At 49.5% G+C, this 15,953-nt stretch carries 13 protein-coding genes; 9 read left to right on the top strand and 4 right to left on the bottom strand.

The annotated features are described in order from the left end of the window. Positions 1-9 precede the first annotated feature (9 nt). From AC5SEM_RS15985 to AC5SEM_RS15955, 7 genes are all read left to right on the top strand, one after another. A complete protein-coding gene (locus AC5SEM_RS15985) occupies positions 10-855 on the top strand; it encodes a phage tail protein (protein WP_212621914.1) in 846 nt (281 codons plus the stop codon). Next, positions 830-1,036, top strand: a complete 207-nt coding sequence (locus AC5SEM_RS15980) for a tail protein X (RefSeq protein WP_495470796.1) — start codon at positions 830-832, stop codon at positions 1,034-1,036. Before AC5SEM_RS15985 ends, AC5SEM_RS15980 begins: the two co-directional genes overlap by 26 nt. A gap of 98 nt (positions 1,037-1,134) precedes the next feature. Beyond that, the gene (locus tag AC5SEM_RS15975; protein WP_495470795.1) at positions 1,135-2,184 is read left to right on the top strand and encodes a phage late control D family protein; all 1,050 of its coding nucleotides are present in this window, start codon (positions 1,135-1,137) and stop codon (positions 2,182-2,184) included. Between the two features lie 48 nt (positions 2,185-2,232). Further along, a complete protein-coding gene (locus AC5SEM_RS15970) occupies positions 2,233-2,796 on the top strand; it encodes a glycoside hydrolase family 19 protein (protein ID WP_495470794.1) in 564 nt (187 codons plus the stop codon). After that, positions 2,778-3,320 (top strand): lysis system spanin subunit, encoded by a 543-nt coding sequence (locus AC5SEM_RS15965; RefSeq protein ID WP_495470793.1) that lies wholly within the window; start codon positions 2,778-2,780, stop codon positions 3,318-3,320. The genes AC5SEM_RS15970 and AC5SEM_RS15965 overlap by 19 nt, the downstream gene beginning before the upstream one ends. 337 nt (positions 3,321-3,657) lie before the next feature. After that, positions 3,658-7,128, top strand: coding sequence for a P-loop NTPase (locus tag AC5SEM_RS15960; RefSeq protein ID WP_495470792.1), 3,471 nt, complete (start codon positions 3,658-3,660; stop codon positions 7,126-7,128). Then, complete coding sequence (locus AC5SEM_RS15955; protein WP_495470791.1) at positions 7,125-7,988, top strand: hypothetical protein; 864 nt, start codon at positions 7,125-7,127, stop codon at positions 7,986-7,988. Before AC5SEM_RS15960 ends, AC5SEM_RS15955 begins: the two co-directional genes overlap by 4 nt. A gap of 265 nt (positions 7,989-8,253) precedes the next feature. Here the strand turns inward: AC5SEM_RS15955 and AC5SEM_RS15950 are convergent, their stop codons facing one another. Next, positions 8,254-8,469: a hypothetical protein gene (locus tag AC5SEM_RS15950; RefSeq protein WP_495470790.1), complete on the bottom strand. Its 216-nt coding sequence runs from the start codon at positions 8,467-8,469 to the stop codon at positions 8,254-8,256. Between the two features lie 868 nt (positions 8,470-9,337). On the opposite strand from AC5SEM_RS15950, the gene AC5SEM_RS15945 reads away from it, so the two are divergent. Next, positions 9,338-10,426 carry a DNA cytosine methyltransferase gene (locus tag AC5SEM_RS15945; protein ID WP_495470789.1) on the top strand — a complete coding sequence of 363 codons (1,089 nt, stop codon included), beginning with the start codon at positions 9,338-9,340 and terminating at the stop codon, positions 10,424-10,426. 6 nt (positions 10,427-10,432) lie between these two features. Here AC5SEM_RS15945 and AC5SEM_RS15940 read toward each other — a convergent pair whose 3' ends face one another. From AC5SEM_RS15940 to AC5SEM_RS15930, 3 genes are all read right to left on the bottom strand, one after another. Next, positions 10,433-11,689 (bottom strand): PP_RS20740 family protein, encoded by a 1,257-nt coding sequence (locus AC5SEM_RS15940; protein WP_495470788.1) that lies wholly within the window; start codon positions 11,687-11,689, stop codon positions 10,433-10,435. Further along, entirely contained in the window at positions 11,686-13,737 is a 2,052-nt protein-coding gene (locus tag AC5SEM_RS15935) for an ATP-binding protein (RefSeq protein ID WP_495470787.1), read from the bottom strand. Before AC5SEM_RS15935 ends, AC5SEM_RS15940 begins: the two co-directional genes overlap by 4 nt. Before the next feature lie 318 nt (positions 13,738-14,055). Beyond that, positions 14,056-14,670, bottom strand: coding sequence for a hypothetical protein (locus tag AC5SEM_RS15930; RefSeq protein WP_495470786.1), 615 nt, complete (start codon positions 14,668-14,670; stop codon positions 14,056-14,058). Positions 14,671-14,868: 198 nt separating this feature from the next. Here AC5SEM_RS15930 and AC5SEM_RS15925 point away from each other — a divergent pair, with 198 nt between their 5' ends. Continuing rightward, the gene (locus tag AC5SEM_RS15925) at positions 14,869-15,519 is read left to right on the top strand and encodes a hypothetical protein (protein ID WP_495470785.1); all 651 of its coding nucleotides are present in this window, start codon (positions 14,869-14,871) and stop codon (positions 15,517-15,519) included. Positions 15,520-15,953 lie beyond the last annotated feature (434 nt).

The raw sequence follows: 15,953 nt of genomic DNA, 5'->3' as shown, positions 1-15,953 counted from the left end.
GGAGGTTTCATGGCTTACATGGAGCAGATGCAATCAAGTCTGAAGTATCTGGTGGATGCAGCGGAAACCGGGCGGCGTAGCGCGGATGGCATGCTGTCCCCGGTCAATGGCGCGATCCGCGAACTGACCGGCGCCGCGTCCGAGCTGGAAAACATCCCGTTTGTTGGTCCGGCCATCGGCGCCAAACTTCAGCGAGTGATGCGCGGCGTCGACGCGGCTCAGGCCAAGGTCGGTCAGGTGGTAGCGGTGTACGGCCGCGCCACCCGGGCGGCGGCTGAAGTGCAGGATCGGCTGGGCACGTTGAAGGAGCAGGCGGGCAAGGCGGCCACGGCGATCAACAACGTTGCCGGCAAGGTCAGTCCGTCGCTGGCCAACATCGTGCCCACCAGTTCATTTGCCGTGGAGGCCACGCCGGCGCCGGAGGCGGTGAAGCCGTTCCCGCATCTGATGATCATTCAGCCGCGCGATCCGAAGATTGAGCCGTATTACTTCAACCTGGACACGGCAGCGTTCGACGAGCTGAGCCGTTCGACCGAATTCCGCTGGGCTTCGCAGGAGCGGCTGACGCGCCGCCCGGCGAAGCAGGCCATCGGTATGGGCGATGAAAAGTTGACGCTCAAGGGCACGATCTATCCGGGCTTCAAAGGCGGTTTAAAGCAGCTCGACACGTTGCGTTCCATCGGGGCCAGGCTGCAACCGCTGACCCTGACCACGGGCTATGGCGAGGTGATCGGGACGTGGTGCCTGAAAAACATCAACGAGGAACAGTCCGCGCTGCTGCACGGCGGGATTGCTCGCAAACAGGGCTTCACTCTGGAGTTTGAGCGCTATGGCGACGACATGCAGGACGTCTGAGGGCGACATGCTCGATGTCATTTGCAACAACGTTTACGGCCATCTGAATGGCAGCGTCGAGGCCGTGCTCAATGCCAATCAGGGATTGGCTGATGAGCCTCAGCCGTTCCGGTTGGGCGTGATCATCGTCCTGCCGGATCTGCCCAGCCCGACCAATGAAGGCGTCAGCTTGTGGGATTGACCCGGGGAGAGGCCTTCGCCGGCGCCGCGTCGCGTTACGCGTAACGACACCTTGTTTTTCTGGCCCGCCTTGTGCGGGTTTTTTATTGGAAAAAAACCATGACTCCGATGTTTCGAATTGTCGCCGATGGGGCCGACGTCACGGCGAAGATCAATGATCGGCTGTTGTTGCTGCGCACCTCTGACAAGCCGGGCATGGAGTCCGACGAGTTTGAGTTGCGAATCGACGACCGTGATGGGCAAGTGCAATTGCCACGGCGTGGCAGCTCAATCGAGATCTACCTGGGCTATGCCGAAACGACCTTGACGCGTATGGGCAGTTACACCGTCGACACGGTCGAGGTGTCAGGCCCGCCGGACACGATCGTGATCAAGGGTAAGGCCAGCGACGTGCGTGGCAGTGGCAAAACCATCCGTAGCGGAAGCTGGGAAGGCGTGCCGTTGTCGAAGATCGTGGCTGACGTGGCCGCGCGCAATGGCTGGAAGCCGGTGTGTCCGGTGTCGACAAAAGTCGCCCGGGTCGACCAGCTCAATGAGTCCGATTTTAATTTCATCACCCGTCTGGCCAAGCAATACGACTGCACGGCCAAGGTGGCGGACGGAAAGCTGTTGGTGATGCCGCGCCAAGGTGGCCAGACGGCCAGCGGCAAAGCATTTGGCGCTATCACGCTGACCCGCAGTGATCTTAGCCGTTGGCAATTCAGTCTAGGCGATCGCAACTCGCACAAGGCAGTCGCCACCAAGCATCAGGACAAAAAGAACGGCAAGTTGGCGGTGGTCACCATCGACAACGATGACGCTCCTGACGGCCTGCCGGCAGTGCATACCGACCGTCATATCTACCCAGACAAGGGTGCTGCTGAAGCGGCAGCCAAGGCCCGTCTGTCAGCGTTCAACCGCTCGACAGCCGATGTGCGGCTGGAGATGCCCGGCCGAACGGACATCTTTGCCGAGCGGCCTATCATCGCTAAGGGTTTCAAGGTCGGGCTCGATGGCGAGTATCTGGCGGATTCGGTCGAGCAGGTGTTCACCCAGTCGGGCTGGTCGACCACGGTCGAATGCAATGCCGGCAAAGCCGGTAAATCCAAGGGCAAGAAAAAGAAAGGGCCAAAACCACCCCTCAAGGTGGTGAACATCGAGAAGCAATAACCGCATCCCATCGCCGCCTGAGTGCGGTTTTTTACGTCTGGAGTTTGTATGTCCATCACTGAACAACAGCTGCAAAGCATCATGCCCAACGCCCGCCGCCAAGCGGGCGTTTTTGTATCCGCCCTCAACGCGGCCATGGCCCATCGGCAGATCAACACGCCGAAACGCCAAGCCGCGTTCCTGGCGCAAGTCGGCCACGAGTCGTGCCAGCTGCAGTACGTCCGGGAACTGGGCGGCGACCAGTACCTGAGTAAATACGACACCGGCAACCTGGCGGCAAAACTGGGCAACACGCCGGCAGCAGATGGTGATGGCCAGCGCTATCGCGGTCGCGGCCTGATCCAGGTCACTGGCCACGACAACTACCTGCGCTGCAGCTTGGCGCTGTTCGGTGACGAGCGATTGCTGCGCACGCCTGAACTGCTGGAGCTGCCGCAGTGGGCCGCCGAGTCGGCCGCATGGTTCTGGTCCGTGAATGGGCTGAACGCGCTGGCCGATCAAAATGAATTCAACACGATCACCCGCAGGATCAACGGCGGCCTCAATGGCCTGCAGGACCGGTTGGAGTTGTGGGGGCGGGCGATGGCGGTGCTATGCGTCTCGGCGAACTGATCCCGGCGCCGTATCGGCTAATGGCAAAAGGCGTGCTGCTGGTCGTCTTGGTCGGTGGTTCTGCGTCCATTACCTGGCAAGTACAGGATTGGCGCTACGGCAAACAGCTCGCAGAGCAGGCCCGACTCCACACCGAAACCCTCAACCAACTGAATCTGGCCTCGGCCGCGCAACAGCGTGCCGAACAGGACAAGCGCCTTGCGCTCGAGCAGCACCTAGCTACCAGCGAACAATCCCATTACCGAGCTTTGAGCGATGCCCAACGTGATCAAGGTCGCCTGCGCGACCGCCTTGCCACTGCTGATCTGCGCCTGTCAGTCCTACTCGATGCCACCACCGGCGCCGGCAACGGATCGGTGTCAGCCACCACCGCCACCGGCGGCGTGGTTCATGGCTCCACAAGAGCCGAACTTGACCCAGCGCATGCTCAAAGAATTATCGGCGTCACCGATGACGGCGACGAAGGATTGATAGCTTTGGCTGCATGCCAGGCCTACGTTCTGGAAATTACACAGATCAGGTAAGGTCCGACTACAGCCTCATGGGGAGGTCCTTAGCTCTCGAAGTTAGCTGACTGGATCTCCTAGCTTTTTACCGTTGAGAGGTTCATGCGCTAAACGCAATACGCTTGCGAATCTGATTCATTTTGCCGACGTCCTTGCGGATAAAGTAGAAATTATCAAGGGATCTCATTAAGATCGGGTGGCTTATTGCCATCCTCCGGTGAAGTGACCGAGTGCTGCACGGGATAATGGGTAGAAACTATTTTGGGGTATTTGCGGTTTCGGTTTTTGCGATAACGTTTGTTTTGTTTTTAAATCTACGTCAGCGAGTTTGCGGTTATTATTTGAGGGATATAGTTTGATAGACGGAATCTATGGTGGCAAAGGCGCTGAAGCGTTGATTTCAGAGGCTGTCGAAAGTGAGAAGCCTTTGGTCCTATTTTTAGGTCAGGACTTTTCTGGAGGGGGAAAAGGAGACCCGGTACTGAAAAAATTTCTCGATCACGTCGAGTTGCCTCTTGATGATTCTAGTAGTTGGTTGGAAATAATTAAGTCAAAGAAATTATCTCGGGGAAGCTATGAATGGTTGGCCGAGAGGTTTGAAAGAAATGTTTTACCTGAGTCGCTGGAAATAATATTTCAAGTTGCATGGAGTGCAGTTTTTACAACTTCCATTGATCCTCAAATATCACGACGGTTAGAGTCCAGGGGTAGGATGCCTGAAACGATTCTATCAAAGGATCATTATGCCAGAGTGGCTAGAAGCCGGTCGCGTCCACCAGTCCATTATCTGTTCGGTAAGTCAAATGAGTTAGAGGGTAACTACAGTGTCCCGGTGAACAAGTTTGAGCTGATGCAACGAAAAAATATTCATGCTAATCCGTTGCTCAGCAGAGTGCCGGAAACTGTAACTCCGCTAGGGCTTTTGGTTGTTGAAGGTTATAAGGAGGGTCGAGACTGGCTAGACGTTGACGAAATGCTTGCCCCTCTTTCTGCACAAGAAAGTACATTAATTCTATGGCTTGGTATGCCTCCAGTTGACTCTGTCTTCTATGGGGTTATGTTGGAGCGAGGTCAGATCATAAACGACCTGCGCTCATTAAGTGAAATTCTCCTAGCGCTTCTAGTTAACTCAGATTCAGAGTCAGACGACCAGTTGGGTCTAGTGGAGCAAAGAAGCACAGAAACAATTACGCTTAGTGAAGGGAGATTTTTTCAAGTTCCGCCATCACTCCGTTTAAGGGTAGAGGCGGCCGCTACTATTATCGATGACTCTTGGCTCGAGCAAAGCTATCCTTTAATCGGCCCTGCCTTAGAAGAAGACTTTAGGCGTTTTCATGGTGGGTTCGGCGGCGTCAGAACTCAGATTGATGGCGTACGGAAAGGATATGCCATTACACGGATTTTTGAGCATACGCTCGATCGAACATTTCGAAATTACCTGAAGAGTTTTGGGAAACTACTTAGTTGTATAGTGCTTCACGGGCAGTCAGGTACTGGCAAGTCTGTAGCATTAGCAAGAATGGCTGCAGTATTAAGGTCAGACCATAAACTTCCTGTTCTCTATGCGCGAAATAGGATACCAAATGCAAGCGATGTCGAAGATTTCATAGCCGAGGCAGAAAAGGCTGGGGCTTCATGTGTCGTTGTTATATGTGATGCTAACTTAGTCCCTGATCGATATCGAGACTTAGCCAATAGTCTAAAAAGTCGCGGTAGGAAATGTATTGTAGTTGGATCTGCTTACAAAGTAGAAGGGATTAGGAAAAGTAATCGCGGATTCGTTGAGGCATATGCTGAAACAACCAGCTCTGAAATCGAAAAGCTTGAAAGGTTAATTCGAAGATACGCTCCCAAGCAAAGTAAAAATATTGATTTCTCACACCATGAGAAAAACGTTTTTGCTTTGCTTTATCGGCACTTGTCGATGAGTAGAGCCAGGATTATAGATGGTATTACTGAAGAAGCCCGAAATGCAGAGAAAGTAGTTAGGATTAAGGCAAGAAGCATACCGTTTACAAGTAGGCCGGAGTTGGTTTTGGCTCAGCAGTTAATTGCGCTAGGGATTGGAAAGGACACCACTTCGATCTTTGAAGACGAAGCACCTGAATATGCCGAGGCTGGGTTGGACGCTGCGGGTAAATTAATTGACTTAGTGATGGTCGCAGGGAGGCTAGACTGTCCAGTACCGTTGAACCTACTGCTTAGAGCTTTAAGTGGCGCTGATCAAGCTCTTAATTATGTTCAAATTGCTTATCTCTTTGAAGAGCTGGATCTATTCAGATGGCACGTGGCCGATGCTGAGGGTAATGAATATCTAGTTCAACCTAGGCTAAGGCTCGAAGCAGAATTGATATGTAGGCGTAGATTGGCTGATCGCAGTAAAGAGATAAATTGCTTGCTCCAATTAATCTCATCAGTAAGACGCTCGGGCGCCGACGGTAGGTCAGAAATATCGTTTCTTTTGGATTTGCTGGGGAAAATGCAAAAAGAAGGTCCCAGAAAGAAAGCATATCAGTCTGGGTATTTGGATGTGGCAAATGCACTTACTGACTTGCGAGAGCGTCATGATGTTGTTGACGCAAGTATTATGCTTCAAGAGTCGGTTTTTCGCAGGGCAGCAGTCCAGTTTTCAGATAATAACGAACGTCACGACGGAAACTCGCTAACCGCTGAGCAACGAGACTTGATATTAAATGAGGCTCGCCAAATAGTGGAGAAGGCCCGTCATGAAATCGACGAGCGAGTTTTGCGAGCCAGCAAAAAAACTCGGCAGAGCTTAGCGGTTGAACACGCTTCAATTTACGGATATTTAGCGGTAGGTCTAGCTAGGCAAGGGGCTACTGAGGAAGTAGTTTGGTCACATTATTTAGCTGCCAAAACGGCAATCGCGACAGCGATATCTGTAGCTAATAATCACTACCCTTTTGACATCGCGTTGTGGACGCCCATCGATATTCTCAAGCATCGGAAGTCTACGTTGGCTCATGAAATGGAGTTGCGTGCCGACGTATTCTCTATATTTGATCAGGCTGATACTGAAAGTTTCAATGACTATTCTGCTAGCAAGTTTAAGGAGCGGAAGTTGAGAGTGGCTGAGGAGTTAGGAGTAGTTGAGCTAGCAGACGAGGCTTTTCATAGTCTTGAGCAAACTAACCCATCCGTCGCCTACTATTTAAAAGCTAGATCTATGTGCTCGGGTCTGTTCAATAATCGAAAAGAGACCATACCTGGTTCTTTGATTGCGCGCGTTCCAGCTGCCGTAAACTTCCTGCGAGAAAGGCTCGATGTTGTTTTGACAGATATAAGGCCGTTGCAGTTGTTGATTCAATTGCTTTGGGTGGGTAAAACTAATGCATTTATATTCCAGAAGGATAAGGCGGTTATTCCTCGCGATAGAAAGTTTAGAGACGAAATTCTATCGCTGGTTCGCGATCTTAATGTCCTAGCAGGGGATAATCAACGCAATAATTTTCGTTTGTTAGAAGCTGTATTTGAATGGATATCTGGTAGCGCGGAGCAGGCTAGGGATTTATTTAAAGAGCTATCTTCTGATACCGAGTTTGAGGATTTTTCGCGTGTGGTTCGTCGATTTTTGCTAGAGTCGGAGGAGCCGGGGCGTGGTTATAAGGGACGTGTGATACGAGATAGGGGTGATGGCCATTGGACCGTGTCTGTCTATCAGCTGTCTCAGAATATTGATCTGTTAGGGCGTGATTTTGCGGGTGAGGACTTAGCTGTTGGTCGTGAAATATCAAACTTCAATATCGCTTTTAATTATTTAGGCCCAATAGCTGATCCGCTTTCGCGACATGGAGTCCGCACATGAACTTCGCAGAAATTCATAACTTATACTTAGATTTCAAACGTCGGTTGACTTCTATTGTTGGTAAAGAGGTTTTTCCGGAAATTACCGTAAATCCTCCTAAAGGCGATAGCGACGAGCTATCATTTATGAGATTGGTTGCTTGGGGTTACGTATTAGTCTTCGAATCAGGAAGAGGAGCCTTTGGCTTTCTAAGAAAACTACCTCCTTTAAATGAGAGTAGTGGGACTCTCATCCCACATTTGCATGCGCTTCGTACTTGGGCTAGTCATAATCTCGTGTTCGATAAAAAACGAGATATTAAAACGGTGCGGATAGCCACGGTTTGGTTGTTGTCAAAATGCGAAACCGGCTCACCTTCTACTTCTGCGCACTGGAAGACATGCTTCGAAGCGTTAGCTTATGATCTAAAAGAAATTTTAGAGAGTGCTATAGCAGCATGTGATTGTTTCGATAAAAGAGATGATCGAGATGATTTGATAGCTGAATTTCAAAGAACCCTGGATAGGAACTGGGATGCATATGTTTTTGATGAATATGCGGAGCAGGCTATGCAACGATTTGGTTACGACGGGTTATCGGCTATGGAGTTGCGTGCATCGCATTTAGATGCTTGGCGAAAAATTGTATTGGCGTCCGTAGACGAAGAGTCGATAAAACGAAATCTTACCATACGAATCGAAAACGATGTTTTGAGTATAATGGCTAGCTCCTTACCTGTCGTTTCTAAAGAGCTCGGTGAGGTCCTCTGTAGTTCGAGTGAAGGAACGGTCACTGCTGCTATGTTATTTTTACGAGAAAAAGCAGGGGAGCGACTGGTCAACGTTCAGCAAGTATTATCTGAGCTGCGTGCCTTGAGTTGATATCGTAAGCGCGATCACGTTGTTACGTGGTCGCGCTAATCGTAAGGGAATGAACTGATAGTGTTAGAATGAGAGATCGCAATTGATTGATTAACCTTAAGCACGGTGCACTTCTCAAATTTACGGTGTGATCCGCATGACGCAATTCATTTTGCCTCATTACTCCGCTAGCGACGTTTTTTCCCCTAAACAAGTGATAGTTGGGGCTACAGCGACCACGGGATAGTTCCAGAAATTATCTGGAGTCCAGCTAGACGAGAAAAGCCTAGCCCTTGCTCCTCCCCTTGAGCTTGGCCAAACCCTGCTTGATGTGCCCGGAATTTTCTCCGATCGCCCACAAGGCCCCCCGCACGTTGCCTCCGACTTCTGCCAGACCCTGTCGTTCTGCGTGAAGCGTTAGTTCCATCAGGGCTGCTTCCAGAGCGAGCTGATTCTGGTACATCCTTTCCAAGACGTCGGATAACGAATATTTGTCTGACATAGCATCGACTCCTTTCGAGAAAAAATACAAGCATAGTACCGGTATTGCCTTTGTCAGGCAGTAATGGCGGCTTGCTTAGAAATTGCTACAAAGCAAAGAGATTACGGCGGGTGGGCCAAGCTGGCTGGTACGTTGGAGGAGGGCTACGCCCAATCCATCATCGGGGCGACGGAGAAGCGGCGGGAGAGTGGGGCGGATTGTAGAGACATTGGGGGAATCTGGATCAGAGGGGCTAAGGCGAGGGAGTTTATCAGGATTGGGATAGGACGGAGGCTTATGCGTAGTTACTACGTGCTCTTGCTTGCGGATGTGGCGAGACAAATCGATTGAATATCATGGTCTGGCCCGTATTTGCCCGCGACCTTCTCAACTCGAGTATTGATTGAGGCTGCACAATCTCTCGCCCGATGCGGTCGCCATTCCCTGCGAACCATGTCCGCATAACGAAATCCTTGCTCCTGGTGAAAGAGCGCAAGCCATGTGGCGGGAGCAGCGTTTTAACGTTCGAGCGACAGAGCCCCGATATGGATGGGAGTGCGTTGAGCATGCTTAAAGCGGCAACGAAGTCGTGAGCGCTGCTGCACTGGGAGAGTCGAGCGCACATTACCTGACCCGGCCCGTATTGGACCCAGGCGGATATTCCAGATGGGACGCCTTCAGCGGGTAGAGTTGCTTCAGCTAGCGCTCTCACAGCCGCGTCAAAAAGGAGAGCTTTGATAGGCGAAGCGAAGAGACAAGCTGATATACTGCCTCGTTTGATACCTATGTGGTGATTCCCATAGGTTCGGGGCTCGTCCTCGGTGCACCTTCATCAAGTTGTCCACGTTAATCCCAGAATCACCTGTACTTATCTTCAAAGGCGAAATAAATGTCCTCAGCTAGCGCAGCACGTTGTCATGAAGCTCCCGAGCTTGAGTCCACTCCGCCAATGCAGTCCGTTACTGTTGATAGTGAGTATCCGGAAGTTATCAGCTTGTTCTGTGGCGCCGGAGGCCTAGACTGGGGATTTCACCAAGAAGGTTTTCAGATTCCCCTAGCAATTGATATTTCTGCAGCTGCAGTATGCACACATAAAGCTAATTTCCCACAAACACATAGCGTTGCAGGGGATCTTATCGAATTGCAGCCTGAAGGTGTGCATGACCTTGTTTCAGAAAAGGTAGGTAGTAGAGCGCGGATCGGTTTAATTGGAGGTCCACCTTGTCAAGGTTTTTCACGAGCCAATACTACGTCTCAAGCGGATGACCCGAGAAATAAACTTCCCCGCCTCTACTTAGATATTGTGAAAAGACTTCAAGAAGACTACACAGTTGAGTTTGTAGTCTTGGAAAATGTATTGGGGATTAGAGATAAGAAGCATGCTGACACTTATAAGGCATTGGTGGATGGCCTTATCGACCTTGGTTTTGACGTTACAGAGAAAGAGCTCTGCGCTCTCAATTTTGGTGTTCCTCAAAATCGTCGTCGAATTATTTTGTCGGCTATGCGTAAGGGGCAGGGCTATTTGCCCGTGAAACCTTTAGAGAAAACAGGTTTGAAAACAGTTAGGGAGGCTATTTCTCATCTTGCTGAGCCTGTTTTCTTTAACAGAAGCCTGACACCTTCAGATATACCAGTTCATCCGAATCACTGGACGATGCAGCCGAAATCAGCTCGATTTTTAAACCCGGAGTCGAATTACTCAGAAGGAAGAAGCTTTAAGCGATTAGTTTGGGATAAAGCGAGTCCTACCGTCGCGTTTGGGAATCGGGAAATACACGTTCATCCAGACGGTAAGCGACGTTTGAGTATATTTGAAGCAATGATACTTCAAGGGTTTCCGATTGATTTTGTATTAAAAGGAAATTTGTCTGAGCAAGTTGAGCAGGTTTCTAATGCTGTGCCTCCACCTTTAGCTCAAAGTGTAGCTGCCGCGGTTAAGCTGTCTCTGCGTTCCGTTAGCCGCGGCAGTGATTAAAGCCTGTTAAAGTGAGACTGCTAGTGGGCGCTGGCTGTGCTTAGCCAGCCACTCGCACCAGCCATTTATATCGAATCTAGCCCCTTCTAGTAATTTGACAGTACCGCTGATGGCTTTCTGCCGAACTTCCTCATCCTCAGCTATTGCCTTATCCAAATCCTGAATTTTAGTTGCTTGGCGTGCTACTTTTGTTGCGCGCCGTGGCTCTAGGTCGGGTATGACAAAAGATCCACCAGTCATAGGCAAAAAAACGCGCATCGGATCTGGTGTTACTCGGAAGGCGAGTGCCAGCATATCCGCCTGGTCACCATATACTCGGTAAGAATAGACGCTTGCAAGTTCAACATTCGCAGGCAGTGAAGGCTGGCCGTGAAAAAATTGAAGTAGGTATTTGCCTAAGCCAACTGTGTAAAGTTTTAGAAAACGCTCGTTATGTATATTCCAGCAGGATGATAGCTCTTCAGTAAAACGATCTTCATCTAACGTTAGACATTCTGCCAAAGCTGCACCGAAGCCGCTGTTGCTGATGGATAAATTGTCATTAATGGCTTGTTGAAAGCAAGCGCCTGGAGCTCCGATTAAATCCGGTTGTACTCTCGTTGTAATGAAAAGAAGCCAAGGAGATTTAGCCCTTAATTGATGGCTCAGTAAGTGTTGAAGTGCATCAAACATGCTTTGAGGTCGGCCCTTTGGGCTATATGCAAGATGATCGCACGCATCAATATTTATGATGTCGAATGGCGGGCGCTTTCCAAGTTCAAGAGATGCCTGAGAGGAAGTGTTTGCAATGTCCTCTAGCCGATCAGACAATACAACGGCGTCTGACGTAATGCGCCCCGCCTGCCTTAGCGCAGACTCTGCAGTTACCCATGGTGCATCTGACGAATCGTTAGTTCCTTCGGCTTCTTCTTCTGGAAATGCAGAGTTAAATCCAAAGTACTGAATTTTTACTCCTAATGGTTCGCAGATGTTTGAGAGAGTTTGAACATCGAAAAGATCCGCCCCAGGTAGTGTAAAATAAGTCAATGCATCAGAAGCATTTGCTTGAGGGCGCGCTTGAATGAACCTTTCCGTTAAGGCTGCCCATTGATAAGAGCGGACGATTTGCTTAACTGGGTGGTGCCAAGGGCTATAGTCACGTCGATGAAAGCGATTTAAAGTTGCTTGGTCATCAATTGCCTCATCTTCTTCTCCGTAAATATCTTCAAAGTTTTCTTCTTCGGTTTCGAATGCGGATCCTGGCATTGCATTAAGTTCAGTCATTTGATATTTGCCGCGTAGAAAACTTTGAAAATTGCATCGATAATGTGTTGTTGTTCGTCATAAGGGCGATCATCTAACATTCCATATGCGTCGAGGACACGCATGAGAGCTTTAGCTTGCGCTTCCTTGTCTTTTCGTTCTGCTGCGGGCATTGCCCCTTTCAAGGAAGTTATATCTTCTCGTACGATCGTCATAAGTCCGTCTGAGCGAGATTTTTCTGCACTTGCTCTATCTTGAGCTACGGCAATTTCAGGAAGTGGATCACCAATACGGCGTGAATTCCATATCGTTTCAGAATGAACGGTCAATGCGTCGCGAACCAGCTCTGCTTGAAATTCATTTTTTTCGGTTCGTGCTCGCTTGCTAAGGTCTTTATGCTTGTTAGTTAACTGGCGAATTGATTTGTGTAGCCATTGGCTGACCAATTGCACATGAGGATGTGAAAAATTAAAAGATTCTCGGTCTATGTTTAGTGCGGCATCCAGCCCGCTTCTAATGAAAAGCTCTGTTGTTATCTGTCTAAGTCGCGTCTGTTCGGATACTTGGTATTTGAAGAAGGTTGTATCAAAAACACCGCTGCTTGCGCCCCTGATTCGAACAAGTGCACCGTTGTTTTCCTTTGGAATAATTTTAGAGTTCCAGAATAAGTATGCTTCAAGTGATAAGTTTCCACCTCGAACATCGCTTTTTATGCTGGCCAAGTTCGGTGCGTAGCGGCCAACAAATAGCATGGGGTTGTTGGCTTTTTTTGTATCGTTTGCTGGATGTTTAAATCTAATCGGTCGTTTTAATTCAAATCCGTCTATCGTTACCTTGAATCCACCACTTGGAGAAGTTTTTCCTTCGGAAAGTTCAGGGTGGCCTGGGATTTGCTCTTTTATCGCATCGCGAACAGTTTGGCCGGGGTTTAATTTTACCTCCACGGCTTGCCCGCGATTTTCATTTGAAAGCCAATAGATGTTTACGCCAGAATCATCCGTTAGTTCAAATGGGTGCTTTTCAACATACTCGACCGGTACCGAGAGCGATAGCGTCCATAAAGTCTCTAAATATGTATCGAGCGTGCTTGCAAGATCAGGTCTCTCAGTGCGGCTAGATTCCTTCTCGATGGCGTCTATCAAAAACGACATGCGTGATTTGGCTGGGACGTTGGGTCCCCATGGGAATTTTGGAATATTTGTAAGGACTGTAGGGTCACTTCTTTTCTTTGGAAGATTTTCAATCCAGCCGGAATGATATTTTGGAACTTCTACTCTGATACTTTGCGCTGTTTCTAGGTCGCCTGTAGCTAATGCTGTTTCTTTTTCTTTAAGCGCTCTCCAACGATCGGCACTGCGCAGCATATCTCTGACGCGCGGCTTTAATGTGTCAAGTATAATGTCAGTGCCATGAGCTGCTAGATCTTCAACGAATTCGCGCGTAATGAGGACTTCGCCGTTTACAAAATTATCGTCTTCATCGCGAGAGCTTTCGTCGTCAGAGTCTTCAGAGTAAGCGCGGACTTTTACCTCTGCAATTAGTCGGTAATTCTCATTGGCAACTTTTGTTACAATTCGAAATCTGCGCGCAAGCTGACTAATCGAAAAAAGACCGATGCCTATTTTTCCTATAAGTAGTCGCCCGCCAGGAGTTTTTTCGCTATCTAACTTGTCCGTTACGCCTAATTCTTGTCCAATCTCTGTACGTTTTGCACTACCCCCAATTGAGTGAAGCAAGCGGGCCAGCGTCGCGTACGACATCCCTGCGCCATCGTCTCTGATATACATGCGCGAAAAACGAGGAGCATCGGTAATGATTTCTACATTATTGGCATCAGCGTCCCACGCATTCGATATGAGCTCCCGGAGAGCGGATGCCGGTTGGCGGTAAATTCCATCAGTGACGCGTGCAATTACACGCTCGCTGGCCTTCAGTCTTGTGCGAACGATTTGCCCTTCGTTCTCTTTTTCGCTCAGCCATTTGCTAAGATCTTCGCCCTTATCGATAAGGGGAATGAGATCGTCGCTTGAAGGCGAAACCAAGGGCGTGAAATCCGTATCCTGAATCATTTTTATCCTTTCATCGCCGCTAAACAGCTGTATTTAGCTGAGTAAAACACACTTTTTTTAACGTTGCACAGTGCATAAGTAGGCCAGATTCTCCCTCAACGGGATCATCCTCCGCATTGAGGAGTCATCCAATCTCAATCAATCGCGGATAGCAGGCGGTGTATAGGGCTGGTGCTCTGTGAATCGCTTCGGGCAGACGTGGAGCCGCGATAGAGCGCAAAGCGCCGAAAGCGACTGTAAATCATGGCCTCATACGGTATATGGGGCCGCCAGAAAGGGCTCGAATCCCTATCTATATATTCCGTGCTATCGCACCAATCATCGCCGTTCACGACTTCCGGCTGGATGCCCGAACGCGTCATCGAATGCGAGCTCGGCAATCTGCCTTAGCTGTTGTGAGCTATCGATCATTGGATGCACAAGCACAAACCACTTGTAATCGCAGTGCGGTGGCTGATCAATGTTGACTCCACTCTGCCCACCATGATCGAGCTTCAGGCAGTGAGGCCAGTGAGGCTCATAGAATGACCTTCCACTGTTCTTCGGGTCGGCAACGTAGCGAGAAGAGCGTTCATTGTATTTTGCGTTGTACTGCGCGTTGAATAGGTGACTTTGAATGCGCTTACGAACCTGTCCACATTCGCCGCGGTAAATCGCACGAAGTGTTCCTCGGCTCAGGCTGCAGGTGTTTCCGTCGACTGCGCGATCCGAAAGGATGACGTAAAAGCCCCGTTCGCGATGAACCCGTTTAAGATCGTCAGCACTTACTAGGGAAATCTGGTCAATGGGAGGGCATTGGCTTGGAAACTCTTCAGGTACTAAACCATTGCAGTAAATGGTTTTGAAGGCGGTAGCAAAATCAGCCCTAATTTTCTGCTCAACGATGGACATCGCATTACTGAGCTGAAATGTCATTTCAGAAACGTCGTACATGGCGCTATTTCGAACCTACTATTTAGGTGAGGGGCAGTGTTAGCCTTCCCGAGTGAGTGATGAAAGTATGACAAAGATTTGGTGCCCACTTCATCGAAAGATTTCATCTGTGCGTTCTTGCAGTCGCAATCATAGTCTGGACGAATCTCTAATATCGAGGCATGCTCCACCCTTTTTGATCGGATTGGGGCTAATAAAATGAAGTGGATCGAAATGCCGGAGAGCATGAAGGTTGCGAGTGTTTGGGTAGTATGGGGGTTTATTTCCCTGGGAGTCTTGGGCTGGGGACTAAAAGTTATCCTCGCCGCAGTTGGCTCGCTCAAAGACATGGCCGCTTGGGTGCAGGCAGTTGGCAGTATTGGAGCAATCCTAGCAGCGGTGTGGATTTCTAAGCGAGGAGTGTTGCAGCAGAAGCAGGATAAGCTTCTCGATTCATACGACTACATGAACAAATCCTTCAGGGTTGCTACTTATGCCAGTCAGGTAATATCAGATGCAGGTGATTATATTGTACGAGGTGTGCCGAGCAAACCAATGCTGGAGTACCACATCTCTCTGCTAGACGTTGCACTTGATGATCTTAAGGAGGTTGACTATATCCGGTTGGAGGATACAGAGGTTGCTGATGCTTTTTTGTCTGTGAAGCGAGCGGTCAACCTGACTAAGTCAACGATCGAATTTACCCTTGGAGCGAAGAACGGGATATTTGATTCAGGACAAGCATCGCTGTGGGGGCCGCACGCAGTAAGTGAAGCAGAACGGATGAAGGACTCAATGCTACAGTATGTTGGTAATCATCCACTATTGCTTGATGAGATTCACGCTCGTCTCGTGAAGAACAAGCAATGAGCATGCGTACAACTCCGGGAGCGGTTCACTCTGCTGAACTGGAGTAAAAAGTCCATGTTTCTACAGGCCTTTGATATAGAGGATGATGTCGTTAGTCGAACCAATCCATCGTCGGAGCGACTGGTAACGCTTGAAAGCGGAGCACGGTTCTATCCATACGTGTTTGGATCTGACGTCGTGCTCGTATAGCCTTCCAAACAGAAAAAACACGTCTGTTTAAATGAGTTCTGTTGCTACAGTCCTAAGCCTACACTCCCTTGCGCCTCCCCCTACACCTAAGACAGAATCCCCCGGCTTGTGCGTCTAGCCCGCACGCTCTATCGTCCCCACGTCACTGAAAACCAGTGATCGGGTTTGGTAGCCCGCTTCGTGTCTAGATGCATCGCATCACCAATTTCAGTCGCTTCCCTAGGACTCGGATTTCATGGTGGTCA

It is taken from the genome of Pseudomonas sp. CH61, assembly GCF_059429415.1.
Note: the sequence above shows the minus strand (reverse complement) of the source record. Positions and strands in the feature narration are given on the sequence as shown.